A 25,810-nucleotide genomic window follows, 5' to 3' on the forward strand; every position below is an offset into this window, starting at 1 on the left:
TGATGTCCGCTTCACCCATCACGCATGGCCGCGCCCTGGCCTATGGCACCGGGTCCATTGCGGCGGCCAGTTTCGTGGTCGCACCGCAATTGCTGCTGCTGTTCTTCCTGACGGAGACATTGTCGGTGCCGCCGGCCTGGGCGGGGCTGGCGGTGCTGGTGCCCAAGGTGTGGGAGTTTCTGTTCGATCCCGCCGTGGGCATGCTGTCGGACCGCACCAAGCGGCGGTCGGGTCGGCGCTGGCCCTGGCTGCTGGCCGGTGCCCTGCTGCTGCCGCCCTGTTTCATGATGCTGTTCGCGCCGCCGGTGCTGGATGATTGGCGCCTGACGTTGGGCTTCGTGACGCTGGCCTTTCTGGTGTCCACCAGCGCCTATTCGATCTTCGCCATTCCCTTCGTCACCCTGCCGGGGGAGGTGTCGGACGATCCGGCGCAGCGTACGCGGGTGGTCGCCTGGCGCATGGCGTTTGTCGGCGTCGGTGTGCTGGCGGCGGGCGGGCTGGCCCCGGCGCTGGTACAGGCGGGCGGTGGCGGACGGGCCGGCTTCGCCCAGATGGGGATGGTGTTGGCCCTGCTGTGCGGGGCGGTCATGCTGCTGGCGGCCTTTGCCGCGCGCGGGTTCCGGCAGGATAGGCCACCGCCGGCCATCACGGCGGAAAGCCCGCTGCGCCATCTGCTGGCCAACCGTCCCTATCGCTGGCTCTGGATCACCTATGTGGTGCAGATGGTGGCCATTGCCGTGACGGCGGCCCTGCTGCCCTATGCGGTGCAGCATGTCATGAAGGCGCCGGGCGATATGGTGGCCGTACTGTTCGTGTCGCTGACGGCGGGGTCGATCCTGACCATGCCGCTCTGGGTTCGCATCCGGGCGCGATTGGGCAGCCTGCCCGCCTATCTTCTGGCCACGCTGGTCTGTGCGGGCGGGACCGCCACGCTGTATGCCGTCACGGCGCAGGATGTGGTCCTGGCCTGCATCGCCACCTTCCTGGCCGGTGTGGGACAGGCGGGGCAGCAATTGCTGCCCCTCACCCTGTTGCCCGCCGCGACGGAGGCAGCGGAGGGTCAGGCCGGGGTGCGGCATGCCGGCCTGTTCGCCGGAGTCTGGGTGGCGGGGGAAAAGCTGGGTATGGCGCTGGGCGGGGCGCTGGCGGCCCTGATGCTGGGCATGGCGGGATATGTGGAGGGGGGCGGGGCACAGGCGGCAGGCACGGTGGCGATCATCCCCGTGCTGTTCGCCCTGCTACCCGCCGCCATCCTGCTGTTCAGCCTGCTGCCCCTGCGCCACCTGACCCGGCACAGTCCGGGGCTGGGCGGATAGATCAGGCCGGTCGGGCCGGGTCCGGCAGATAATCGCGGTCGGTATAGTCGAACCAGTCGAAATCCGCCGGATGGCCGGTGCCGGCTATATCCTGACAGGCCATGCCCACGAAGGCCCCCGTGAAGTTCGGCGCACCGGGGCTGGTCGCTTCGTCCGACAGGATACTGGCGTCGAAGATCTGCGGCAGCCAGACCCAGTCCCCACCGTCCAGCCGGTAGGCAAAGCGCAGCCGTTCCTGATCCAGTTCGGCGCGCAGGCTGATGGGGCCGGAGGGCAGCGGGATGGGATCAGTGAAGGCGTCGGCCTGGGTACTGTCCGGCAGGGCCGACATGACGCGCAGATGCTTTCCCACCCCATCCTCATGGCTGACATGGAGATAGTGGAATTTCGTTCCGCCATAGTAACAGACAAGGCCTGCCGCCTGCTGGAAATGGCTGGGTTCGAAATCCAGATGGGTGGAGACGCTGACACAGAAGGATTGCAGGCGGCGGGCGACAAGCGCCTGCCGATAAAGGCTGCCAATCGTTTCACGACCGAAAAGACGCAGCCAGCCGGGGCGGATGGTCAGGCTGAACAAATCATCGGGATAGGGACTGCGCAGCCATTGGAAATCGACGGGCAATGACGGACCGTCGAAATCCGTGCGGGCCGGGGTGGTGGGAAATGGATGCGATGGCAGGCCGGGCGATGGCGTGGTCAGGCTGGGCAGCCCCTGCCCGTCCACGGTCCGCAGCCAGCCATCCTCCCCCCAGACCATGCGCTGGATCGCCGTTTCGCGGCCAAGGATGCAGCGGCCCCGGTTGGGCAAGGGCCGGCCACAGAGATAGACGGCATAGGTATCGCCATCCGCCGTTTCCACCAGATCGGCATGGCCCGCCCGCTGCAACGGTGCGTCGGGACGGGTGCGGGAACTGAGGATATAGGTTTCGGGGTGCAGTTCATAGGGGCCGGTGAGGTGGCGCGACCGGGCCATGGTGACGGCATGGTTCCAGCCGGTCCCCCCCTCCGCCGTCAGCAGATAGTACCAGCCATCGCGTTTATAGAGATGCGGTGCCTCCGTCAGGCCCAGGGCTGTGCCCTTGAAGATCATCTGCCGCTCCCCGATCAGGGTGCGGGTCTTTGGGCAATATTCCTGGGCCACGATGCCGGCAAAGCGGTTGCGGCCAGGCCGGTGGTCCCACAGCATGTTCAGCAGGTACTTGCGCCCGTCATCATCATGAAACAGCGAGGGGTCGAAACCGCTGCTGTTCAGATGCACGGGATCGGACCATTCACCATCGATCCGGTCGCAGGTGACCAGATAATTGTGGAAATCACGCAGTGAGGCGCCCGACGCCCCGCCCACCGTCGTGCGACCATACCGCTTCACGTCGGTGTAGATCAGATAGAACAGGCCATCGGCATGGGTCAGGCACGGCGCCCAGACACCACAGCTGTCGGGCGCGCCCAGCATGTTCAACTGGCTGGGCCGGGTCAGGGGCCGGGACAGCAGGCGCCAATGCACCAGATCGCGGGAATGATGGATCTGCACCCCCGGAAACCATTCAAAGGTGGAGGTGGCAATATAATAATCGGCCCCCACCCGCACGATGGACGGGTCCGGGTTGAAGCCGGGCAGGATCGGGTTGCGGATCATGGCCTTATCTTTCCCGTACCAGGGTCCAGAGCAGAACAGCGCCCAGCAGGTCAAGCACGCCCAGTGCCAGAAAGAACGGATCATAGCCGACCGTGGCAACCAGCCCGCCGATCAGCAGGGAGAAGATCAGCACGCCGAGATTGCCCATGGTCCCCGCCATGCCGGCCACGGTCGCCACCTCATTCCGGCGGAACAGGTCAGAGGCCATGGTGATGACGGTGACCGACAGCGTCTGATGCGCGAACCCGCCCAGGCATAGCAACGCGATGGCCAGATAGGCACTTTCCACCCGGCCCACAAAGGCCATCCCCACCATCAGCACCGCCCCCACGGTAAAGGCCCCGCGCCGCGCGTTCAAAAGACTGAGGCCGCGCCGGTGCAGGAAGGCAGCCACGGTGGGGCCGAACATGCAGCCCAGGTCAGCCGCGACAAAGGGCAGCCACGCAAACATGGCGATAGCCGTCAGGTCGAAGCCGCGTACCGTCGTCAGGTATAGCGGCACCCAGAAGGCCAAGGTGCCCCAGGTCGGGTCGGCCAGGAACCGCGGCAGGGCAATGCCCCAGAAATTGCGCTGTTTCAGCAATTGCCGGAAATCGGGTCGGGCACCATCGCCGGTCAGGTGGCTTTCCTGACCCGCGGCAATATGGGCGCGTTCTTCATCGGACAAAGCCGGGTGCGTGGCCGGCGACTGATAGAATTTCAGCCAGGCCGCGACCCAGACCAGACCCAGGACGCCGGCCAGGACAAAGGCCATCTGCCAGTTCCAGAACAGGATGGCCCAGGCCACCAGCGGCGGAGCCAGCATGGACCCGACCGAGGCGCCGATATTATAGACACCGCCCGCGTGCCCCCGTTCGCGCGCCGGGAACCATTCCGCCACCGCCTTCATGCCGGCGGGATTGGCCGAGCCTTCGGCCAGCCCCAGCAGCCCGCGCAACCCCATCAGCATGGGCCAGTTATGGGCAAACCCATGCGCGATGGTCAGCAGCGACCAGGCCGTGGCGAAGATGGCGAACCCCATCTTCAGCCCGATCACGTCCAGCACATAGCCGCAGAGCGGCTGCATCATCACGCCCAGTTGAAAGGCAGCGGTGATCCAGCCATATTCCTCCGACGTGATGTTCAGGTCGGTCAGAACGGTCGGGGCCGCCACGCCCAGGGTCGCCCGTGTCAGATAGTTGATGACAGCGCCCAGCATGATCAGACCGATCATCCACCAGCGCAGCGCCTTGATTGTCCGCGAAGCCATCGGTCCCTCCCCCCCTTGGTTCGCCTTTAGCGCTGGCTGATCGTCAGTGCTTCAATCACGGCATTGTCATCGATACGCCAGAGTTTCACGGTGTGGCGGCCCGCCTTGATGCCGTCGAACCGGGCTTCCACATGGTGGGCATGGTTCTTCACCGCTTCCACCCAGGCGGCCTGTTCAGGGCTGTTGACAGCACCCGGTGTGGGGATCAGGTGGGAGGTAACGGTCTGCACCTGCCCATCATCAATCGAAATGCCGATGCGGATACCCTGCCCGCCCGTGGTGTCCAGGGTTGGGGCCAGCCGCAGCGAGACAATGGCCGTGCCGTCGGACGGCAAGGTGATGCCGTAATCAAGCCGCACGCCGTCCGCCGGGGTTGTGGCGGCCCGCCCCTGCGGCAGGGCGACGACCGCGTCGCCACGGCCCAGATAGGGCACCACCTGCCAGGACAGGCCCTTGCCCGCCACAGCCTTGTCGAACTTCGACGCCGGCAGGGTGATGACCGCCGGATCGGATTTCCGGTCGGTCGTGAACTTGATCTGTGCGGCCAGACGGTCGGGCGGGGTATCGGCGGAAACGCGGCTGATGCTGGGCATGGATTGCGTGGTGGGCGTCTGCCAGATCACATAGCTCATATGGACCTGATTCATCATGCCGGCCCATTTGCCGCCATTGATGCTGTGATACTGCGCCGTCAGGTCAGCATCGCGCTTGAAGGTCCGTTCCACCTCGTTCGCGAAATAGTCGGCACGCGGATCGTTGCGGGTCATCAGCCGCTTGTTCCAGGCCGCCGCGTAATACATCTCATAGAGGTTCGACAGGGCCAGAACCGGATGTTCAACCAGCTGGAAATAGGCGTCCTGCTGGTCGGGGCGCAGGCGGGCCTTGATGCCCTCCATCTTCGCCACCAGGGCGCGCCAGTCCGTTACCATCTGGCCAAACGCCCCCCCATCCAGGACCGGCCCCATGCCTTCGCCCAGGGGGAATGTGTCCTGGTCGATCAGTTCCGGCTTCCGGCGTGAGGCATAGGCGGCGTAGGTTTCCATCACCTGCGCGATCTCCGGCCCCAGCGCGTCGCCAAACATCTGCGATGACCATTGGGTGGGCCATTTGGACAGGGCGTCCAGCGTCATCGCCTCCGGATTCCAGGCCATGTCCAGGAAGAAATCGAGCGGATATTCCACCGGTTTGATATCGCCGACATTGACGATCCAGATGTTCCGCGCCCCAGATTCATAGGCTAGGTCCATCTGCTGCCAGGTCTTGGAAATCTGATTGGTGTTCAGCCATTTATAGTTCCGGGGTGCCCCGACATAGTCAAAATGGTAATAGACACCATAGCCGCCGGCCCGGTTCACCGGGTCGCGCCCGGCCACCGGCAGGCGGCGGATCTGGCCCCAATTATCGTCGGCGAACAGCAGGGTGACATCGTCGGGCACCCGCATGCCATGCTCGTAATAATCCTGCACTTCCTTATACAGCGCCCAGAGCTGCGGCGTCTGTTCGGGGGGCTTTCCCGTCACGTCGGCAATGATCTTGCGCTGATCGGCCACGACGGTTTCCAGCATCTGGGTGGCCGTTTCCTCCGACATCGGCTCGTCCCCGTCGCCGCGCATGCCGACGGTCAGCAGGGATTCATAGCCCTTGCCATCACCCTTCGACATCATGCGTTCGATGCCGCCGCGCCAGAAGGCGCGCAGATTGTCGGCATTGGTGGCGTAATCCCAGCGGCCGCCGGTAATGCCCTTGTCCTTGTTGCGGTGCCATTCATGCTGCGCACGGGTCAGCGGCTCATGATGGGAGGTGCCCATGACCACCCCCATCTCATCAGCCAGCACCATGTTGCGCGGATCATCATCGTTGAAGGCCTTGGGCGCCCACATGGCGGGCCATAGATAATTGCCCTTCAGCCGCAGCAGCAATTCAAAGACATGGCCATAGAGATCGGCATTGATGCCGCCGAATTTCGCCTTGGCCCAGCCGCTGAAGGCCGGGTCTTCATCATTGATGAAGAAGCCGCGATATTTGACGCGCGGATGATCCGCGCGGGAGCCGGGTAGCAGATACAGGTCGCGCTGGCGCACCACCGGCACATCGGCCCACCAGACCCAGGGCGAAACCCCGATCCGTTCCGATAAGTCATAGGTGCCGTACACAGCACCCCGGCGGTCGGCACCGACAATGACCAGCGCCTTGGAAATGCCGGGTGCCGGGCGGTCAACCACCACCTGCCGGTACCCCTCCCACTGCCCCGCCAGCCCATCCAGGGTCAGCTTGCCATCCCGCAGCAGACCATCGATGGTCGGGCTGTTGCCCAGCACGCCGATGATGATCACCGGTCCCTTGGCATCCGCCAGGGATGACAGTGCCGCCGGCGCCTGCCCCGCGACACGGCCAAAATCGGCGCGCAGATCATCCGCCGCGTGTTTCACCGCCGGGTCTGCGCCGGCATCGATGAAGACCGGGACGGCCTGCCCGCCACGGATCAGGGGGAGGCTGCCCGGCTTCGCCTTCGTGCATGTGCTGATCGGCGCGTCGCAGGCCCATGCCGCCGTGACCGGGGTCAGTGACAGCAGGGCGGCCAGAACGAAGGTGCGGAGCCCCGGACGGACGGGGGAAAGGCTGTTCGTATCCACCAAGACGTTTCCTCGACAAAGCCGCCGATGTTTGCCACCGGTCACGGGTTTCCAGAGGGGCGAACCAACACCAGAATGATAGCGCTACCATTTTTGGCTAAAGGGACGACCCGACTGGTATGGTAGTATGTGAACACCCGATGGGCAACCGGCATTGTCATTTCAACGAACGAAAAAGAACAGGGCGGCGGATTGGATATCCGCCGCCCTGTTCTGGGATGCATCAACGCGGGAATGGTAAACGCTGATCCTGTCCCCTAATCACCCAACTGGCAGTTGGATGGGCAAATCACGGCTGTTCCAACCGATCAGGATATGGTGCGGCCCCGTGGCATTGGTCCAGCCGCCGTCCCATGTCTGGAACGCGCGGGCCGGGACCGAAAGGGTAAAGGAACGGGTTTCACCCGCCGCAAGCGTAACGGCGGCAAACGCCCACAGGTGGCGCACATTGTCCGCCCCGGCGACATAGAGCTGGGGCACAGCCTTGCCAGGCCGGTCAGAGAGATTGCGTATCTGGCCTGACACGGTAACGCCATGGGCAATGTCCCCCGCAACCGCCGCTTCCAACAGGTCGAAGCGCGCATAGCCGAAACCGGTGCCGAAGGCATGCAGCGGATCGGTGCCCGCCGTCTGCATGCCCTTGTAGCCGATCAGGTGCCCCTCGCGGTACGGCACGGCACCACCGGCCTGCGGCTTCAGGTCGAAGGCGGGGTAATCGGCGTCGCGGGCGGCGATGCTGATGGGCAGGCGCCCGCCCGGTTCACGGTCGCCGGCCAGGACCTGGGCCAGGGCCGGGCCATATTGCTCCCCCGGATACCAGGTGATCATCAGGCCGCGCACCTTGTCCTGCCAGGACAGGTCGAAGGCATGGGCGACATTGCAGATGGCGACGATGTTGGTGTTCACATGCCGGATACGGTCGATCAGATCAATCTGCGCGGATGGCAGGGCCGTGCCCGCCCGATCCTTGCTTTCCACACCGGCATCCGCCGTCTCACCCAGCATCAGCAGGACCAGATCGGCCTTGGCGGCGGCGGCAACGGCGCGGGCCAGCATGGCGTCGGGCAGGTCCGGACCACGCACCCCGTACCACAGGCCCTGCGCGCGGGCGGGGCTGTAGGTCAGTTCGAAACACAGCAGCACCGGCTGCCCCGCCTTCAGGTCGACGACCACCGACTGGCTGTCGCCGCCCTTGAGGATACCCATCAGGTCCGATGGCGACACCGGGCCACCGCCGGCAAAGACCTGTTCGCCATCAACCGACAGCGTGACCGTGCCGGTGCCACCAACATGCAGGCGATGCGGGCCGCTGCGTTCCGGGGTGATCCATCCGGTGGCGCGGATACGCCCCGGCTGTTTCAGGGCGTCGGTGCCCGGCAGCCCCACGAACCAGGTCAGGGAATTGGTGTCGCGGGTTTCGGCATGGACAGGCGTTTCGCCATCCGCCGGCAGCCATTCCACCGTCAGGCCGCGCGTGGCCCCGTCGCCCAAATCGCGGGCGGGTGTGGCGCTGATCGGCGGCAGGCGGTATTCCGGCTCCACCCCCTGTTCATAGAGCACTTCGCACTTGTCGCCGAACCGGTCACGGATGGCCTGCAAGGGCGTGACGAAATCGGGACGGACGGCGATCTTGGCGAAGGTGCCGCCCTGCAGGCAGGGGCTGGCGGCATTGGGGCCGATGATGGCGATGCGGCGCACCCGCTTGGGCAGAACCGGCAAAACGTCGCCGTCATTCTTCAAAAGGACACAGCCAGCCGCCGCCGCCTCCACCAATGTGGCATCGGGATCGGCGATGGGCGCCTGACGCGGCAGGGCGTCGATACGGGCAACGGCGTTGGCGACGCGGCCCGTGGCATCGGCCAGCCGTTCCAACGGCACCTGTCCATCGCGCACCGCCGCTGCGAACTTGATGCCCAGCACCCGGTCCGGACCCGGCATGTCCAGGTCCAGCCCGGCATGGGCCGACCGCAAAGTGTCGCGCCCACCGAACCAGTCCGACACGATAAAGCCGGTGAAGCCCCAGCCGCCCTTCACGATGTCAGTCAGAAGTTCCTTATGCTCCACGCAATAATCGCCATTCAGGCGGTTATAGGCGGCCAGCATGCCCACACATCCCGCTGCCGCCGCCATTTCGAAGGGCAGCAGATAGCCTTCATGCAGGGCGCGGTCGCTGGCCACCGCATTCATGCTGTCGCGGTCGGTCTCGCTGTCATTGCAGACCAGATGCTTGGCGACGGAACCGACACCCTGGCCCTGCAAACCGCTGATCCAGGCGGCACCCAGGTGCCCCGCCAGAAACGGGTCTTCGCCATAAAGCTCAAACGCCCGACCGCAGAGCGGGCTGCGCTGCAGGTTCAGATTGGGGGCCAGCACGGCATCGACGTCCAGGCGCCGCGCCTCCATGCCCACAATCGCCCCCACCCGCGCCACCAGATCGGCATCGAAACTGGCGCCCAGCGCCGTGCCACAGGGCGTCAGCACCGCAACATCGCGTTCATCGACGCGACCCGACGCGATCCCCATGGGCCCATCGGCCATCATGATCGAACGGATGCCCGGCAGCGCGGCAGTGGACCACATGTCGCGGCCACTGGTCAGCGCCGCGAGATCAAGCGGATGGGTGGACATGGGTTCTTCCCCGATAGGAGCTTATTGTTGCTTGGAAAGGCATTGCGTTGACTGGAAACACATTTTCTTCGTCATCCCGGCGGAAGCCGGGCCCCAGCGAGAGGCGCGGTCAGCGCCGATATGGTCCATGTCGCGGCGGACGCCGCTCTACGCTGGGTCCCGGCTTCCGCCGGGATGACGACAGGGGGCTTCCAGTCAACCTAAAAACGCTCTATCGCCGCGCCAGCGTCATGACCTGCGCGGCCTGGGCGTTCACCTGCGCGATGATATCGGCATCGACCAGACGGCCATCGGCATCAAACGGCTTTTGCGCGATGGTGTTGATGGCGATACCCAGCGGCGTGGGCCAGCCGCGCATGGCATGGGTGATGCCGCGCAGCGCCGACAGGGTCACCCCGCCCGCCTGCCACCCCGCCGCCGTCACGATCAGCCCCACGGCGCGTCCGTCAAAATAGACGCGGGCGTCGGTGCGCAGATCCTCCAGCAGGTCGATGGCATTCTTCACCAGACCCGATACGCCGCCATGATAGCCGGGCGAACCGATGATGATGCCGTCGGCGGCGCGCACCGCCTCCACGAACTCAATCTGCTCCACCGTGCGGCCCGGATTCTCCGGTGCGAAATGCGGCATGGCGGCCAGCGCCGTTCCACCGAACAGGCGGGTTTCAGCGCCCAGTTGCTCGGTGGCCGCCAGAACGGCCGCCACCATACGCTCCCCGGACGAGCCGGGCCGGGTGGTGCCCCCGAACCCGACGATCAGCGGTTTGGCCATCACGCACCCCCCTTCAGGGCGGGCATGACGATGCGCGACAGGTAATCCATGGTCTGGTTCGCATACGCTTTGCGCTTTGGCGTCAGCGGACCGGTCAGCAGGCCGCAGAGCACATTGCCGATGCCCAGCTCCTGATAGGGCTTCAGATGCTCGATCACCGTTTCCGGGCTGCCATACAGGCACCAAGTGCCGATCCAGTCGTCGGTCAGGGCGTTGGGCGTGCGGTCGGTCTTCTTGTTGGCCTCCGTCGCCTCTGCCTTGGCGTTGAAGGCGGCCTCACGCTCCACGGCGGCCTGATAATCGGTCAGGATGTCTTCCAGTTCGGCGCGGGCCTGTTCATCCGTCTCTGCGATATGCACGCACTGATAGGTATGCGTGGTCCAGGACAAGGCATCGGCGACGCGTTCGGCGGAATGGCCGGCAGCCAGCAGCAGGTCACGATAGATCGTAAAGAATTTCTGCACATGCTTGAACGGCTCGGTCCCGCCGATCTGCGGCGGGGTGAATGCCGGGATGAAGGCGGGCCAGCCGAACTGTGCGGCGCGCCGCGCGCTGCTTTCCTTCATCGCCACCGGCATCAGCCGGGCATGGCCGGGCGTATAGGCGACTGGGGCGATGCGCTGCACCACCTCACCCTTGTAATGGCCATTGTCGAAGGTGACGGGCGCATCTTCCGGCTTCTTGGCCCAAAGCTGTTCGGCAATGGCCAGGTTTTCTTCCGCTAGACGCGAGGCGTCCTTATAGTTCACGCCGAAGCCGATCATCTCCTCCGGTGTCGTGCCGCTGCCGACACCGACCAGAAGGCGGCCTTCCGTCAACTGATCCAGGATGTTCACGCGCTCAACAAACCGTACGGGATGGTGCAGCGGAACCGTGGTTACGGAGAAGCCGAAATGCATGCGCTTGACCCGCGCGGCCAGATACGCGGCGAACATCATCGGGTCGGATGCCATGGGCATGTAGCCGGTAAAATGATGGTCGGGCAGGAAGACAGCGTCGAAGCCCGCCGCCTCTGCCTTTTCCACATGCTCCACCAGATCCAGCAACAGGTCGCGGTCCTGTTCCTCACCCATGCAGCGGGCATTCAGAAAGGTCGAAAAACGCATGGTTTCCTCCTGTGCGGCCATCGGTGCGTTCCGGCAGCGCCCCGGTCAGGGGTACGGTCAGGGCGTCCATGGCTTTCGAATTAGAATTGCTATTCTGAATAGCTAGCGGAGCAAACAGCTTGGTGTCAACCGAAACCAGCGGCGGATGGCTGCATTTTTTTCCGTGCCTTATGGCACCATCGGCGTTGCAATTACCGCATTGACAAAACAGTTCCGCAGCCAGCATCATTATTGGAATCATAATTCTGTTATGGTGCTCGTTGCGCCATCTGGGAGGAAATCCATGGCTGATCAGGCCATCACGGCGCCAGCATCCGGCGACGTGCGCAAAGCGGGCATTGCCCAAGCCATCATTCTGGTGATCAGCGGCTTTCTGCCGATTCTGGCCATTGTGTCGCTGACGCCGGCGGTGCCCACCATTCTTGACCATTTCAAGGATGTGGCGAATGCCTCCCTGCTGGTGCCGGTGCTGGTTTCGGCTCCGGGTCTCGCCATCGCGATCCTGGCGCCGTTCGCCGGCATGCTGGTGGACCGGTTCGGTCGCCGGCCCCTGCTGGTCTGGGCGACCTTCTTCTATGCGATTGCCGGTTCCCTGCCCTATTTCCTGGACAGCCTGCATGCGGTCATCGCCTCGCGCCTGCTGCTGGGCGTGACGGAAGCGGCGATCCTGACCATCGTCAACACCCTGATCGCTGATTATTATGATGCAAAGGGGCGTCGGCGGGTTCTGATGATCCAAGGGCTGGCCGGACCGGCCATGGCATCCGGCGTAATCGCCCTGTCGGGTGTGCTGACGGGCATCAGCTGGAACGGTGTGTTCCTGATCTATCTGATCGCGTTGCCGATCTTTGTCGGCATGTATTTCATGATCTTCGAACCCGCCAAGGTGGCGACACCGACGACGGCCAGGACGGACGCGGAAACAGCCGAAGCGACGGCGTTCCCTGTGCGCGCTGTGATGGTGTATGGCGCCGTGACGCTGTTCGCCTCCTCCCTCTATTACGTCTTCATCATCCAGGGTGGCCTGGCCTTCCGCGAGGTTGGCATCGACACGCCGGCCCGCACCGGTGCCCTGATCTCCATGGCCAGTCTGGCGGTGCCGGTCGGCGCGCTGATCTTCGGCTGGATGGGCATGCGCAACACGTCTTTGCAGCTGCTGTGCGTCTTCGGCATGCTGGGGATCGGTCTTGCCGGTATCGGCATGGCCCCGGACTATAAATGGATGATGGCGTTCCTGGTCATTCAGCAGGCCGCCGCCGGCGTCACCGTCCCCACCCTGATCTCCTGGGCACAGAGCAAGCTGCCCTTTGCCCATCGCGGGCGCGGCATGGGTGTCTGGGCCTCCTGCTTCTTCCTGGGACAGTTCACCAGCCCGTTCTTTGTCGCCGGTGCCAAGTCGATGACAAACGGAACGGTCCAGGCCGCCTTCCTGGTCATGGGTATCATCGCCCTGGTCGGCGCCGCCGTATCCCTGGCCGCACTGTTGAAGGGCACACGGGATACCGGCCCGACCTACTGACCGTACCCGGCCTCCGGGGACCTCTGTTTCAGCGCTTTGGCGCCAGGTTCGCACGCGCGGGCCGCCGGTAACCGCCCTTTGGCGGTTGCCGGTCAAACATGTCCCATCTGGAGGACATCATGCATCTCGCCGCCTGTATCGAGTGGCTGTTCGCTGCCGAACACCCGACCTTTGTTGACCGTATCCGCGCCGCCAAGGCAGCCGGCCTTGACGCGGTGGAGTTCCATCTGTGGCGGGAAAAGCCGCTGGCGGAAATCCGCCAGACCCTGGAAGAGACCGGGGTGAAGCTGGCCAGTTTCGTGGTCGAACCGCGCCGTTCCATTGTTGATCCGGCCCAGCATGGCGAATTCCTTGCCGCCGTCCGTGACAGCCTGATCGCGGCCAAGCAAGCCGGTGCGCCGGCGCTGGTCGTCGCATCCGGCTTCACCCGGCCCGATGTGCCGCGTCAGGATCATTTCGATGCCGCCGTCACGGCCCTGCGTCAGGCGGCGAAACTGGCGGAAGAAGCCGGCATCCTGCTGCTGCTGGAGCCGCTGAACGATCGGGTCGAACATCCCGGCATGTATCTGGTCAGCACGACCGAAGGGCTGGACATGGTGGAAACCGTGAACAGCCCCAATCTGCGCCTGCTGTACGACATGTACCATTCCACCGTGATGGGGGAAGACCCGGCCACGGTGCTGGCGGGACGGTTCCATCTGGTCGGGCATGTGCAGGTGGCCGATGTGCCGGGCCGGCACCAGCCGGGCAGCGGCACCATCGACTGGCCCCACTATATCGGCATCCTGCGTGACCTGGGCTACCAGGGGGCCATCGGCCTGGAATACAAGCCGACAGGCCCGACACTGGAAGGCCTTACCCAGACGCGCAAGACGCTGGGCCTGTAAAAAACACGGAGGAAACGGCGATGTCGATCAACCAAGAGGGGGGCGGCATCGCCGCCCCGCCGCTTTCCTGGCGCGCCAAGCTGAGCTATGGCGCGGGGGATTTCGGTTTCGGCCTGACCTGGAACATGGTCGGGGCGTTTTTGCTGTACTTTTATACCGATGTGGCGCTGCTGCCCGTGGGCGTAGTGGGGACGCTATTCCTGCTGTCACGCCTGCTGGATGCGGCGTTCGACCCGCTGGTCGGGCTGGCCGTGGACCGGACCCGCAGCCGCTGGGGCCGGGTGCGGCCCTATTTTCTGTTCGGGGCGGTTCCGTTCGGCCTGTTCTGTGTAGCCAGTTTCTATGTTCCGCCGCTGGATGGGACAGGCAAGCTGCTCTGGGCCTGTGTCAGCTTTGTGGTGCTGGGGCTGCTCTATTCCATCGTCAACATCCCCTATGGCGCCCTGATGCCGATGATGACGGTGCGGCAGGATGAATGGGTGCAGCTGGGCAGCCTGCGCGCCGCCGGCACCGCCCTGTCGGTGATCGTGGCGACAGCGGCCACCATGCCGCTGGTCCAGGCGCTGGGCAGCGGGGATCAGGCCCAGGGCTTCCTGTGGGTCGCGATCCTGATGGCGGCGGTTACGGTACTGCTGACGCTCAACCTGTTCGCCAGTTGCCGGGAGGTGGTACCCCCGCCCACAGGCCAGCAGGAAACCAGCCTGTCCTCCATCCGCGACATGCTGCGCAACCGGGCCTGGCTAGTGGTGTTCGGCTTTGCCAGCCTGAATTTCATCCGCTTCGGGGCGGTTTTGTCAGTCACCGCCTACTTCGCCATCAACATCCTGAAGCAACCCTGGATGATCTCCATCCTGCTGCCGGCGGTGTCGGGCACCTTGCTGATCGGATCGGCCATCGCCCCGCCCTTCCTGAAACGGCTGGGCATGCGCAACGGCAACCGGGTGGCACTGGCGGCGGCCCTGGTCCTGTATGCCGCCCTGCCCTTCACCGAAGCCGTGCCGGCACTGTTCCTGACCGTCTATATCCTGTCCTCGATCCTGATCAGCATCTCCATGACCGCCATCTTTGCCATGGCGGCAGAGGTCGTGGATTACCACGAGGCGCAGTTCGGCACCCGCAATGAGGGTCTGCTGGCCGCCGGCGTCAATCTGTCCATCAAGATCGGCATGGCACTGGGCGGGGCGATTGTGGCCTTCGGTCTGGCGCAGGCGGGATACGACCCGGCCAATGTCGGCGATGACGCGCGCCGGATGGTCCATATCCTTTATTACGCACCAGCCATGCTGGCCATCGCGGCCCAGATCGTCTGCATCGGCTTCTGGCCGGAACGGCGGGGGCAGTAATCAGCAAGAAAACGGGGCACGGCGATGATCGCCGTGCCCCGCAGTTTACCGAACCTGATGGATATGGAGGGGAGATCAGGCCGGGATCACCAATTCCTTCGTGTCACGCGTGGTGGGCACGAAGGGCAGATAGGAGACGCGGATACGTTCGGAAAGCTGGACCTTGTGCCGGCCCGGTGTCAGACCGCCATCGCGCAGCACGGTGACCAGCGCCTTCTCCGCGAAATTCCAGCGGTCGGTATATTCCGTTTCCATCTCATCCAGGGTCCAGGTGCGGCCCCGGACGGAGAAGCGGATATCCTGGCGGGCCACCGGTTCGCCATCAATGATGACGCCGATATCCTCGACCATGGACAGGCCGATGCCCCGGTAATAGGGCAGACGGGCCTGAAAAGCGAAACCGACGGTACGGCCATCCTGCTGGACATTGCCGAAGCCATCTTCACAGATCATGTATTTATCGAACATGGGTAAGGCTCCTCAGGCGGCGGTGGCGGCGGGTTCGCCGATCAGCTTCTTGAACATTTCCTGCTGACGGCGGACCTGTTCGATGCTGTCCACGGGGAACGCATCCTGGATCCAGCGGTTGCCTTCATACTCGGAGCAGATATAGCCCTTGTAGCCGCCCTTCTTCAGCACCCGGATGATCTCGTCATAAGGGATGCAGGGCTCCACCAGATTTTCATCCATCTGATAGAACTTGGCATGGATGTTCCAGATGCGGTCCATATGGTCCAGCATGCGCTTGGGCTCAAACGCCGCATTGTGGCGCAGCGTGGTTGCCATGCCGATGGCCGGACCGACGCCGCCCATCTTCTCCACTTCCAGGATCACATATTCGCTCAGCGTGCGATCCTCGTACGCCTTGCAGATATAGTCGGCGATATGCTGCGGCACGCCGTCACGGATGAATTTCTCCTTCCAGACGGGCGGGAACTTGAACAGGAACATGCCCATGTCGGGCAGGAAGCCCAGATATTTCGACCCCGACTTCTCAAACGCCTCGGCATGGCGGATGATCCAGGGATGGTCGAAATGCAGCGGTGCATGCACCTCGATCAGGATGCGGACATTCTTGCTTTCCGCATAATCGGCGCAAGCGACCAGCACGTTCGGATCGATGGAGACCAGCGCACGCGTATAGGGGCAACCCAGGCGGGCGGCATGGTCGATATCGACCTTGCAGCTTGCCACCTGTTCTTCGAACGGCATGGGCCGGTTCTTGTACTTCTTATAATCCAGCATGAAATCATGGCAGACCGGGGTCGTGCCATATTTTGCCATCAGGGCATGCCAATTGTCGTAAACGGACGGGTCCAGCGGGTTGGGATAGTTGGGGAAGGTCTGCTCGCTGATCAGCTCAATCCCATTGGCACCCATCTCGGCGGAGACCTTGATCAGGTCCTCCAGAGACTTGGTACCCAGGAAAAATTCCTCCTGATAACTGTAAAGGCTTACGCCCCTTTTGATGTCATAGTTCGACATGGAACCGGTCCTGTCAGGTGCGGCCCCGCCGGGGGCCAAGGATGGCGGCGGTCTCAGGCAAAGCCCGATGGGGGAAGAGCGCAACCGGCCCGCCCTGGAAAAATCATCAGGAGAGGGAGCCGGCGATGCTCAATATTAGTATAAGAATTATCATTCTTTTTTTGGCAAATCAATCGCCGACCGATCAAGATCAGCGATTGTCGTGATTTTATGTAACTGATTGATACAAAATATGAAGCCGCCCTCAAGCCCCTTGTTTGGGGTCGAAGGGCGGCTTTGGAAGCATGGATCAGAGGCCCAGCAGGCGGCGGTTCAGATCGTCATCCACCCCGCTAGCCGCGAAATCATCGAACGCGTGTTCGGTGACGCGGATGATATGATCGCGGATAAAGGTGGCCCCTTCCCGCGCGCCATCTTCGGGATGCTTCAAGGCACATTCCCATTCCAGAACGGCCCAGCCGGCATAGTCGTAGGCTGTGAGCTTGGAGAAGATCGCCTTGAAATCCACCTGTCCATCCCCCAATGACCGGAAACGACCGGGACGGTCCACCCAGCCCTGGTAGCCACCATACACGCCCGATTTGCCATTGGGCCGGAACTCCGCATCCTTCACATGGAAGGCGCGGATTCGCGTGTGGTAATGGTCTATGAAGGCCAGATAATCCAACTGCTGCAACACAAAATGGCTGGGGTCGAACAGGATGTTGGCGCGCGGGTGATCCTCCACCGCACCCAGGAACCGCTCAAACGTGACGCCATCATGCAGGTCTTCACCGGGGTGAAGTTCGAAACAGACATCCACCCCGGCCTCGTCAAACGCGTCCAGGATGGGGCGCCAGCGGCGGCCCAGCTCGGCAAACGCCTCTTCAATCAGGCCCGCCGGGCGCTGCGGCCAGGGATAGACATAGGGCCAAGCCAGCGCGCCGGAGAAGCTGGCATGCGCCGCCAGCCCCAGATTGGCGCTTGCCCGCGCCGCCAGCCGCATCTGTTCCACGGCCCAGGCCTGACGTGCAGCCGGATTGCCGCGCACCGACGGGTCCGCAAAGGCATCGAACTGCGCATCATAGGCCGGATGGACGGCCACCAACTGTCCCTGCAAATGCGTGGACAGTTCCGTCACGGCCAAGCCCTTGGCCGCCAGCTTGCCCGTCACTTCCTGCGCGTAGGTCTTGCTTTCCGCTGCCAGACGCAGGTCGAACAGGCGTCCATCCCAGGACGGGATCTGGATGCCCTTATAGCCCAGGCCTGATGCCCAGTCGGCGATGCTATCCAGGCTGTTGAACGGGGCGGCATCGCCCGCGAACTGTGCCAGGAAGATGCCCGGTCCCTTGATCGTGCGCATTTTTCCTCCCTTTCGTAGGTCAGGTCGAGGGCATAAGCCCGAGCCCTGACATTCATTGGCAACGTTGCTTGTCAGGGCTCGCCTGCGGCTCGACCTGACCTACGGCTCAAATCTCCAGCCGGACCCACCCGGCGCGGGCGGCGGAGTTGGCGACTGCTGTTTCGATGAAACCCATGCCGCGCAGGCCCGCCTCCAGCCCCGGCAGGCTGCCATCAGCCGGCATGGCGCCGGCACGGATGGCTGAGGCAAAGTCGCGGTAGAGATTGGCGAAAGCCTCAATGTAGCCCTCCGGATGACCGGTGGGCAGGCGCGTCGCGTTGCGGGCGGCAAGACCCAGATTGCCGGCGCCGGCATGCAGCACTTCCGTCCTTCCATCCAGGCCATGGATGGTCAGGGTGTTGGGCGTTTCCTGCGACCAGTCCAGGCCCGCCTCCGTCCCATAGACGCGCAGGCGCAGGCCATTGCGGTCACCCGCCGCGATCTGCGACGCGTGCAGCACGCCCGGTACGCCGGGTACGCTGCCATCGTCGAACCGCAGCAGGATGTTGCAATCATCATCCAGCCGGCGACCGGGCACCATGATGGACAGGTCAGCGCACAGTTCCCGCACGGGGGCGCCGCTGACATATTCCGCCAGATTGAAGGCGTGCACGCCGATATCACCGATACAGCCACCCACCCCGGATTTGGCGGGATCGGTGCGCCAGCCGGCCTGCTTGCTGCCCGTATCCTCCAGCGGGGTGGACAGCCAGCCCTGGCTATATTCCACCACCACCTTGCGCAGCCGTCCGATCCGGCCCGACGCCACCAGCGCCCGCGCCTCCCGCACCAGCGGATAGCCGGTATAGGTGTGGGTCAGGGCATAGAGCCCCTTCGACCCGGATGTCGCGGTTGCCAACTGCTTCAGTTCGGCCAGCGACAGGGCCGCGGGCTTGTCGCACATCACATGCAGGCCGGCTTTCAGCGCGTCGATGCTGGCCGGCACATGCAGATGGTTGGGGGTGACGATGGCGACAAGGTCGATGCCGTCGGGCCGCGCGCCCTCCGCCGTGATCATGGCCTGATGGCTGGCATAGGCGCGGGCGGGATCAATACCGTAACCGGCGCCGGCCTGTCGCGACCGCTCCGCATCGCTGCTGAAGGCGCCGGCGACCAGCCGGATCTTCCCGTCCAGTTCCGCCGCCATGCGGTGAACCGGACCGATGAAGCTGCCGGGACCACCGCCGATCATGCCCAGGCGCAGAACAGGCTCACTCATCTCACCCTCCCGTTATTTCTTGAACAGCCGCAGATCGCGCGGCAACCGCGTGATCAGAAAACCAACCATCATCAGCAGCAGGACCAGCAACGGCATGGTGGTGAGGAAGGCGTTGCGCGCCGCCTCTGCCGTCAAACCCTGGGCCAGGGTGAAATAGGTGCCGCCGATCAGGGCCGCACCCGATGCCGCACCCAACTGCTGCACCGCCTTCAGTGTCCCGGACGCCGATCCGGCATGGATCAGTTCCACATCCGACAGGGTGATCGGCCCCGTCGGCCCGCCAACAAGGCCCATGCCTGTGCCGGTGATCAACAGGGCAACACCCACCAGCACCAACCCGCCCTGCCCCCAGATCAGTGCGGCCAGCGCCAGCATGCCAGACAGCATCACCGCCACGCCCAGCAGGGGCAGGCGCAGCCCCATGCGCGGCAGGGCCCGCCGGGCCACGCCACCGATGGCGACCGACGCGCCCAGCGCGTAGGGGACATGGACCAAGGCGGTTTCCAACGGTGTGCAGCCCAACCCATATTGCAGCGTCAGGGTCAGGATGAACAACAAACCCGCCGTCGTCGCCTGGAAACAGAGCGACATGCCCAGCCCGATGGAGAAGCCGCGATTGACGAACAGGACAGGATCGACCAGCCCGGTCCCCGCCCCCGCCCGCATCCTGATATGGCGGATGAACAGCAGCGCCAGCAGCGGGGCGCAGGCCAGCAGGATCAGGCACCAGAGCGGCCATCCCGCCTCCCGCCCCTGCAGCAGCGGCAGCATCAGGGCCAGAAGGGTGGCCGCGATCAGGGCGGTTCCGGGCAGGTCGACACCGCCGCCATGCGGCGACCGGCCCGAAGGCAGCAAACGCCAGGCCGCATAAAGACCGATCACGCCCAGCGGCCCGTTGATCAGGAAGATGGGCCGCCAGCCCAGCCCGAACAGGTTGGCCTCGATCAGCAGTCCGCCGATCACCGGCCCCAATACGGCAGCGACACCACCCAGCACGCCGAACACCGACAGGGCGGCGATCCGTTCGGCGGGCGGATACATGACCTGGATCAGGGACATGACCTGCGGCAGCATCAGCGCCGCCGTCGCCCCCTGCGCCAGCCGCGCCACCACCAGCATCGGCCCGCTGACCGACAGGCCGCAAAGCAGGGAGGTCAGGGTGAACCCGGCCATGCCGATCATGAACAGTCGGCGGTAGCCATGGGTATCGCCCAGCCGCCCGCCGGTGATCAGCAGGATGGCAAAGGCCACGGCATAGCCGGCGACCAGCCACTGCATCTGGGCCGTATCGGCGGACAGGTCGCGTTGGATCGACGGCAGGGCCACATTGACGATGGTCAGGTCGATCAGGTCCATCATGAAGGCGCCGGCCACCACCACCAGGGCCATCTGACGCCGTTTGGGCGTCAAGGCGGCGGCCTGATCGATGGCGGATAGGGCCGGCCCCCGCTTGCCCCCCGGGCTGGCGGCGGATGCCATGGGATGTGCCTTTCCATTGGGTCTGATCACAGCAGATCAGAACAGAATCGTAATTCTGTTTATAAACGGAACGCCCCATCCGTCAACGGGTCATCGGTTGCCGTTGCGCAGATAGGTGGAGCACATCACACCCACCTCGGTTTTAAGGTTCTTCCAGTCCGCCTTGGTGCCCGTATCGCCAACCGTGCCGAAGCCCAGATAACGGGCAAAGGCCGAATAGGCGATCCGCAAAGTCATTTCGCAGGCCAGTTCCGGCAACTCATGACCAATTTCATCGCGCCGCGACAACAGCGTGACCATGACCTTTTCAACCAAAGAATCATAGCCCTTGCGCCCCATGGCGCGCACCACGGGGTCGGATGACGCGCGCAGCATCATGGGCCGCAGAACCGGCGCATTGCGCTTCAGAAACTCGGCCAGTTCCTCCACGAAGTTGCGGATAAGTACATCCAGGCTAGTGGATTTTTCGGTGAGGCGGCCAATCATCTCCACCTCCTCATCGGCCATTCTCTCCATAACGCGGCGCTGCACCGCCTGGATCAAGTCGTCCTTGCTGTCGAATCGGCAATAGATGGAGCCGATGGAAACCTTGCCGCGCTTGGCCACGTCGGTCAGGGCGAAATCGTCATTTCCGCGTTCGATCAGCAAATCCGTGGCGGCGGCCAGCATCCGTTCGAAGGAGGCACGGCTGCGTCCCTGTTTGGGTTCACGGCCCGTTGGGTTCAGCAACGGTTCGACTTCCTGATCCTCATCCACCATCGACACTTTCACGCCCCATCATTCATGTGATCGCCCGCGGACGGCACGATCTGAAAACAAAGTACTGATTCTATATGGTTTATCATAGGCTGCGCCCCCACATGACGCCAGCGGAAAAACCCCTGCCAGGCAGCAGGCTTCCCGTGCGCATACATTCGTCGCTGAATCCGTCACGGAATGGCTTGACGTCCGAACGATCCTTCGATTACATAGTTTTCAGAATTAGGGTTCTAGTTTTAGAAAAGAACCCAGAGCCTGGCCGGTAAACAGTGCCGGCCACATCGGGAGGAACCAAAATGCGCATCCGTTCGATGCTCCTGCTTGCCGCAGGGGCCACTACTCTTCATGCCGCTTCCGCCATGGCCCAGGCCGAAAGCAACAACGCTTTGGTGCTGGAAGAAATCGTGGTGACCGCGACCAAGCGCGCGACCAACCTGCAGGACACGCCCATCGCCATCCGCGCCTTCACGGGCGATGATCTGGTCAAGTCCGGCGTATCGGACGTCAATGGTCTGGCGCGTCTGGCACCCGATCTGAATGTCACCAATGACACGATCTTTACGAAGATTTCGGTGCGCGGCGTGTCCAGCCAGGACATTTCCGAAGCGTCCGATCCCGCGCTGACCATCGGCATCGATGGCGAGTACATCAACCGTCCGGTCGCACTGAATGCCAGCTTCTTTGACTTGGAACGGATTGAGGTTCTGCGCGGTCCGCAGGGTACGCTCTATGGCCGCAACGCGACCGCCGGCGCCATCAACATCATCGCCGCCAAGCCGCAGCTGGGCAAGACCGCCGGCTTCCTGACCGTCGGCTATGGCAATTTCGACGCCAAGCGGGCCGAGGGTGCCGTCAATGTCCCGCTGGGGGATACGGTTGCCGTCCGTGTCGCCGGCATGCACACCGATCACAAGGGCTATCGCAAGCATGGCGCCGTCGGTCGTGGCGAGGACCAGAATGTCGATGCGGCCCGCCTCGCCATCGCCTGGGAACCCACGGAGAATATCCGCACCTATCTGGCTGGTGAGTATGTGAATGTCGATCAGCTGCCGCCGTCGCAGTTCGGTATCCTGGTGGCCCAGAACGGCGTTCTGACCAATCCCGCCTACTCCGCCGGGGTCATCGACGCCATCCCGTCGACCACCGCGTTTGAAAATAATGGTATTCCCGCCAACCTGACCTTCAGCGGCATCAATACCAAGAATTATCCCCTGGGTGATCTGGGCAATTTCAACAGCGAGCAGTTTGCCCTGCGCGGCCGGGTCGAGTTTGATTTCGACCTGGGTACGCTGGCCTATCTGGGTGGCTATCGCGACAATGAAACCAACAGCGTCCTGCCGCTGAATGGCTATCTGCCCGCGACCTTCACCTTCCGCAACAACAAGCTGAATTCGCAGACGCAGAGCCATGAACTGCGCCTGTCGAACACGCTGGATAACGGCCTGTTCTATCAGCTGGGCGGTTTCTACTTCCGTGAGAAGGTCGACCTGTCGCGCGGCCTGTATCTGGAACTGCCGCGCGCCTTTCTGAACTATTTCTACCGCCCGGACATCCTGTCCAAGTCCAAGGCCGCCTTCGGGCAGGTTACGGTGCCGGTGGCCGGTCCGGAACTGACCTTGACCGGTGGCCTGCGCTATACCGACGACGCCAAGAGCGCCACGTTCTACAATTACGGCGCGCGTTTTGGCCGTGGCGAGGGCACGACCCCGCCGGCATTCGGCTCCGCCGGTGCCACCATCCTGCGCCCGCGTTCTTCTTCCGATCAGGTTACCGGCAATATCGGCATCGACTGGAAGCCGGCGGATGACAGCCTAGTCTATGGCAAGCTCAGCACCGGTTATAAGAGCGGCGGTTTCGACAGCGTTGGCGCTTACGAGCCGGAAGAGCTGGTTGCCTACGAGGTCGGTACCAAGAACCGCTTCAATGGTGGCCGCCTGCAGTTCAATGCCTCTGCCTTCTACTATGATTACAAGGATCAGCAGATCCAGGTGTTCGTGGACAATAATATCGGCGCCCGCACCCTGAACGCCGGTAAGTCGCGCGTCTGGGGTATCGAGACCGATACCAGCATCCTGCTGACGGAAAATGACGAATTGTCCTTCACCGTCAATTACCTGGATGCCAAGGTGCAGAGCTTCGCGACCTCGCTGGTCGGTGTGAATGGCAACCCGATCAACGATGCCGATCCGGTCACCCCCGGCGTCCAGCAGTTCAACCTGAAGGGCAACCGCCCGCCGCAGGCCCCGAAATGGACCCTGTCCGCCGGTTACAGCCATACGTTCGAGCTGGGTGACGGCGCGAATGTCGTGGCCTCGGCCTTCAGCCGGTACAAGTCGGCCCATTACCTGTCGGTCGTGAACTGGGCTGCCCTGCGTCAGAAGGGCTATATGATGACCGACCTGTCGGTCGAATATAACTCGGGCGACGGCGACTATACGGTCCAGGCCTATATCCGCAATCTGGAGGACAAGCAGCCGCTGGCCTTTGCGAATTTCAACGCTGCTGCCGGTTCGCTGATCTATAACTCCATCTATGGCCCGCCGCGTACGTTTGGCGTGCAGGGCACCTACCGGTTCTGATCGCCGGCGCACTGTATTGGCTTGAGATCATGGATGCCGGGGGAAATTCCCCGGCATCCATGTCCGGCTTTATACCAACGGTCATAAATTATGACCGTTGGTACGGCGGTGACTACCGCCGCGCCGCGCATGCGGCGTAGCAAAGGGCGCGGATGCGCCTGCCGGCGATTGAGGGGCACGAAATCTTGACCATCGGTCATGATTTCATGCCGCTTGTATCAGCCGGCTTTCAGTATCGGGAGGTGTCAGGTGCGGTGGAATTTCTCCATTCTGCGGGTTGGTGCATCATTGCTGGCCCTGTGTGCCATGCCGTCAATGGCGGGCGCTGCAAGCCCGGAGGCCGTGACGGAGGCGGGGCGTGTGGCAGGGTCCACCCAGAACGGTATCGACCGTTTTCTGGGCATTCCCTATGCCGGTGATACCGGCGGTGCCAACCGCTGGCGCCCGCCGCAGCCTGTTGCGGCATGGTCCGGCGTGCGCGACGCCACGCAGTTCAGTGCCGATTGCCAGCAGGAACCTCCCTATACACCGCCCGGCGGGTCACCCTGGACGGCGGAGTATTTTCCCACCCGCCCCATGAGTGAGGATTGCCTGTCGGTCAATGTCTGGCGCCCGGCGGTAGCCGGCAATGTCAGCCATCCGGTCATGGTCTGGGTGCATGGCGGTGGGTTTGCGGGTGGTTCGGGTTCTGTCCCCCTTTATGATGGGGAGAAGCTGGCCGCACGCGGCATCATCGTCGTCACGATCAATTATCGCGTCGGGATCTATGGCTTCCTGGCCCATCCGGCGCTGACCGCCGAAGCGGGCTCTTCGGGCAATTACGGCCTGATGGATCAGGTGGCGGCCCTGCATTGGGTCCAGAAGAATATCGCGAATTTCGGGGGTGACCCCAAACGGGTGACGATTGCCGGACAATCGGCGGGTGCGGCCTCTGTCCACGCCATGCTGTCTTCACCCAAGGCAGACGGGCTGTTCATCCGCGCCATCGCGCAAAGCGGGTCCGGCATGGGCATTCCCAGCCTGCCGCTGTCTGACGCCGAGGTGCGAGGGCAGAAGGTCATGGACGCCGCCGGAGTGACCGGTATCGCCGCCCTGCGTGCCCTGTCGCCCGAACAACTGGCCAAGGCGGCGAAGGACCCGTCCGTCGGGCCGCCGGGCCTGCGCTTCTTTCCCATCACGGAACCCGCCATCCTGCCCGATCCGGCGCGGCAGCGTCAGGACATCACCGTCCTGACCGGTCTGACGACGGATGAAAGCAGCAATGGTCCCGACTGGCACCTGACGAGTTCGATCAAGCTGAACGACCTGATCGACCGCCGCTTCGGCACACAGGCGGTGTCCTTCCGCCCCTTCTATCAGGGGGGCGATGGTCCGGCGGCGGGTGAGGCGGCCAAGGCCCTGCTGCGCGAACAGGCCACCGCCTCCATGCTGATCTGGGCACAGACCCGGCAGCCCGGTGCCGCCCCCGTTTATGCCTATCTGTTCCAGCACCCGCAGCCCGGCAGTGATCCGGCCCGGTTCGGCACGTTTCATTCCGCCGAACTGCCCTATGTGTTCGCCACGCTGGACAAATCCACCCGCCCCTTCACCAAGGCGGACCATGACATCGCCGGCACACTGGGCCAGTACTGGGCCAATTTCGTGAAGAACGGCAACCCGAACGGTGCCGGGCTGCCGGAATGGCCGGTCCTGGCGAATGGCCGCGTAATGGGCCTTGGCGACAGGACCGGGGTGATCGAACCTTTGTCCCCGGCCAAGCGTCAGGCCTACAGTGCCTTCGTGGCCAATGGCGGGAAACTGGGCCTGTTCTGACCTTCGG

Annotated in this window: 19 protein-coding genes; 6 read left to right on the forward strand and 13 right to left on the reverse strand. The window is 63.7% G+C overall.

Features of this window, described 5'->3' with window-relative positions:
* Positions 1-2: 2 nt before the first annotated feature.
* Complete coding sequence (locus ACODSP_RS06880) at positions 3-1,316, forward strand: MFS transporter (RefSeq protein ID WP_488964881.1); 1,314 nt, start codon at positions 3-5, stop codon at positions 1,314-1,316.
* Between the two features lies 1 nt (position 1,317).
* Here the strand turns inward: ACODSP_RS06880 and ACODSP_RS06885 are convergent, their stop codons facing one another.
* The 7 genes from ACODSP_RS06885 to ACODSP_RS06915 all read right to left on the reverse strand — a co-directional run bounded on the left by ACODSP_RS06885 (position 1,318) and on the right by ACODSP_RS06915 (position 11,569).
* Positions 1,318-2,952, reverse strand: coding sequence for a glycoside hydrolase family 43 protein (locus ACODSP_RS06885; RefSeq protein WP_488964882.1), 1,635 nt, complete (start codon positions 2,950-2,952; stop codon positions 1,318-1,320).
* A gap of 4 nt (positions 2,953-2,956) precedes the next feature.
* Complete coding sequence (locus ACODSP_RS06890; RefSeq protein WP_488964883.1) at positions 2,957-4,201, reverse strand: MFS transporter; 1,245 nt, start codon at positions 4,199-4,201, stop codon at positions 2,957-2,959.
* A gap of 26 nt (positions 4,202-4,227) precedes the next feature.
* A complete protein-coding gene (locus tag ACODSP_RS06895) occupies positions 4,228-6,834 on the reverse strand; it encodes a glycosyl hydrolase 115 family protein (protein ID WP_488964884.1) in 2,607 nt (868 codons plus the stop codon).
* Positions 6,835-7,095: 261 nt separating this feature from the next.
* The gene (locus tag ACODSP_RS06900; protein ID WP_488964885.1) at positions 7,096-9,462 is read right to left on the reverse strand and encodes a beta-glucosidase H; all 2,367 of its coding nucleotides are present in this window, start codon (positions 9,460-9,462) and stop codon (positions 7,096-7,098) included.
* A 211-nt stretch (positions 9,463-9,673) separates the two neighbouring features.
* Complete coding sequence (locus tag ACODSP_RS06905; RefSeq protein WP_488964886.1) at positions 9,674-10,234, reverse strand: NADPH-dependent FMN reductase; 561 nt, start codon at positions 10,232-10,234, stop codon at positions 9,674-9,676.
* Positions 10,234-11,340 (reverse strand): LLM class flavin-dependent oxidoreductase, encoded by a 1,107-nt coding sequence (locus ACODSP_RS06910; protein ID WP_488964887.1) that lies wholly within the window; start codon positions 11,338-11,340, stop codon positions 10,234-10,236. Before ACODSP_RS06910 ends, ACODSP_RS06905 begins: the two co-directional genes overlap by 1 nt.
* Positions 11,300-11,569, reverse strand: a complete 270-nt coding sequence (locus ACODSP_RS06915) for a hypothetical protein (RefSeq protein ID WP_488964888.1) — start codon at positions 11,567-11,569, stop codon at positions 11,300-11,302. The genes ACODSP_RS06910 and ACODSP_RS06915 overlap by 41 nt, the downstream gene beginning before the upstream one ends.
* A gap of 54 nt (positions 11,570-11,623) precedes the next feature.
* Here ACODSP_RS06915 and ACODSP_RS06920 point away from each other — a divergent pair, with 54 nt between their 5' ends.
* From ACODSP_RS06920 to ACODSP_RS06930, 3 genes are all read left to right on the forward strand, one after another.
* Positions 11,624-12,859 (forward strand): MFS transporter, encoded by a 1,236-nt coding sequence (locus ACODSP_RS06920; protein ID WP_488964889.1) that lies wholly within the window; start codon positions 11,624-11,626, stop codon positions 12,857-12,859.
* A 98-nt stretch (positions 12,860-12,957) separates the two neighbouring features.
* Positions 12,958-13,746 carry a hydroxypyruvate isomerase family protein gene (locus tag ACODSP_RS06925; RefSeq protein WP_488964890.1) on the forward strand — a complete coding sequence of 263 codons (789 nt, stop codon included), beginning with the start codon at positions 12,958-12,960 and terminating at the stop codon, positions 13,744-13,746.
* A 20-nt stretch (positions 13,747-13,766) separates the two neighbouring features.
* Complete coding sequence (locus ACODSP_RS06930) at positions 13,767-15,089, forward strand: MFS transporter (protein ID WP_488964891.1); 1,323 nt, start codon at positions 13,767-13,769, stop codon at positions 15,087-15,089.
* Between the two features lie 75 nt (positions 15,090-15,164).
* Here the strand turns inward: ACODSP_RS06930 and ACODSP_RS06935 are convergent, their stop codons facing one another.
* The 6 genes from ACODSP_RS06935 to ACODSP_RS06960 form a co-directional block, all read right to left on the reverse strand.
* The gene (locus tag ACODSP_RS06935; RefSeq protein WP_054166456.1) at positions 15,165-15,557 is read right to left on the reverse strand and encodes a C-glycoside deglycosidase beta subunit domain-containing protein; all 393 of its coding nucleotides are present in this window, start codon (positions 15,555-15,557) and stop codon (positions 15,165-15,167) included.
* Between the two features lie 12 nt (positions 15,558-15,569).
* Positions 15,570-16,574 (reverse strand): sugar phosphate isomerase/epimerase family protein, encoded by a 1,005-nt coding sequence (locus tag ACODSP_RS06940; protein WP_488964892.1) that lies wholly within the window; start codon positions 16,572-16,574, stop codon positions 15,570-15,572.
* A gap of 289 nt (positions 16,575-16,863) precedes the next feature.
* The gene (locus ACODSP_RS06945) at positions 16,864-17,916 is read right to left on the reverse strand and encodes a sugar phosphate isomerase/epimerase family protein (RefSeq protein ID WP_488964893.1); all 1,053 of its coding nucleotides are present in this window, start codon (positions 17,914-17,916) and stop codon (positions 16,864-16,866) included.
* Positions 17,917-18,022: 106 nt separating this feature from the next.
* Entirely contained in the window at positions 18,023-19,174 is a 1,152-nt protein-coding gene (locus ACODSP_RS06950) for a Gfo/Idh/MocA family protein (protein ID WP_488964894.1), read from the reverse strand.
* Between the two features lie 12 nt (positions 19,175-19,186).
* Complete coding sequence (locus ACODSP_RS06955) at positions 19,187-20,653, reverse strand: MFS transporter (protein WP_488964895.1); 1,467 nt, start codon at positions 20,651-20,653, stop codon at positions 19,187-19,189.
* Positions 20,654-20,743: 90 nt separating this feature from the next.
* Positions 20,744-21,424 carry a TetR/AcrR family transcriptional regulator gene (locus tag ACODSP_RS06960; protein ID WP_488964896.1) on the reverse strand — a complete coding sequence of 227 codons (681 nt, stop codon included), beginning with the start codon at positions 21,422-21,424 and terminating at the stop codon, positions 20,744-20,746.
* 284 nt (positions 21,425-21,708) lie between these two features.
* Between ACODSP_RS06960 and ACODSP_RS06965 the strand changes: the two genes are divergently transcribed.
* On the forward strand, positions 21,709-23,991 hold the full coding sequence (locus tag ACODSP_RS06965) for a TonB-dependent receptor (RefSeq protein ID WP_488964897.1): 2,283 nt from the start codon (positions 21,709-21,711) through the stop codon (positions 23,989-23,991).
* Between the two features lie 249 nt (positions 23,992-24,240).
* Positions 24,241-25,803, forward strand: coding sequence for a carboxylesterase/lipase family protein (locus ACODSP_RS06970; RefSeq protein ID WP_488964898.1), 1,563 nt, complete (start codon positions 24,241-24,243; stop codon positions 25,801-25,803).
* Positions 25,804-25,810 lie beyond the last annotated feature (7 nt).

Source organism: Niveispirillum sp. FG156, from assembly GCF_057809555.1.

Excerpts from the sequence above, each read along its gene's own strand:
- ACODSP_RS06880 (WP_488964881.1), top strand. The coding sequence starts at position 3 with ATGTCCGCTTCACCCATCACGCATGGCCGCGCCCTGGCCTATGGCACC.
- ACODSP_RS06885 (WP_488964882.1), bottom strand. The coding sequence starts at position 2,952 with ATGATCCGCAACCCGATCCTGCCCGGCTTCAACCCGGACCCGTCCATC.
- ACODSP_RS06890 (WP_488964883.1), bottom strand. The coding sequence starts at position 4,201 with ATGGCTTCGCGGACAATCAAGGCGCTGCGCTGGTGGATGATCGGTCTG.
- ACODSP_RS06900 (WP_488964885.1), bottom strand. The coding sequence starts at position 9,462 with ATGTCCACCCATCCGCTTGATCTCGCGGCGCTGACCAGTGGCCGCGAC.
- ACODSP_RS06905 (WP_488964886.1), bottom strand. The coding sequence starts at position 10,234 with ATGGCCAAACCGCTGATCGTCGGGTTCGGGGGCACCACCCGGCCCGGC.
- ACODSP_RS06910 (WP_488964887.1), bottom strand. The coding sequence starts at position 11,340 with ATGCGTTTTTCGACCTTTCTGAATGCCCGCTGCATGGGTGAGGAACAG.
- ACODSP_RS06915 (WP_488964888.1), bottom strand. The coding sequence starts at position 11,569 with ATGATGCTGGCTGCGGAACTGTTTTGTCAATGCGGTAATTGCAACGCC.
- ACODSP_RS06920 (WP_488964889.1), top strand. The coding sequence starts at position 11,624 with ATGGCTGATCAGGCCATCACGGCGCCAGCATCCGGCGACGTGCGCAAA.
- ACODSP_RS06925 (WP_488964890.1), top strand. The coding sequence starts at position 12,958 with ATGTCCCATCTGGAGGACATCATGCATCTCGCCGCCTGTATCGAGTGG.
- ACODSP_RS06930 (WP_488964891.1), top strand. The coding sequence starts at position 13,767 with ATGTCGATCAACCAAGAGGGGGGCGGCATCGCCGCCCCGCCGCTTTCC.
- ACODSP_RS06935 (WP_054166456.1), bottom strand. The coding sequence starts at position 15,557 with ATGTTCGATAAATACATGATCTGTGAAGATGGCTTCGGCAATGTCCAG.
- ACODSP_RS06940 (WP_488964892.1), bottom strand. The coding sequence starts at position 16,574 with ATGTCGAACTATGACATCAAAAGGGGCGTAAGCCTTTACAGTTATCAG.
- ACODSP_RS06945 (WP_488964893.1), bottom strand. The coding sequence starts at position 17,916 with ATGCGCACGATCAAGGGACCGGGCATCTTCCTGGCACAGTTCGCGGGC.
- ACODSP_RS06950 (WP_488964894.1), bottom strand. The coding sequence starts at position 19,174 with ATGAGTGAGCCTGTTCTGCGCCTGGGCATGATCGGCGGTGGTCCCGGC.
- ACODSP_RS06955 (WP_488964895.1), bottom strand. The coding sequence starts at position 20,653 with ATGGCATCCGCCGCCAGCCCGGGGGGCAAGCGGGGGCCGGCCCTATCC.
- ACODSP_RS06965 (WP_488964897.1), top strand. The coding sequence starts at position 21,709 with ATGCGCATCCGTTCGATGCTCCTGCTTGCCGCAGGGGCCACTACTCTT.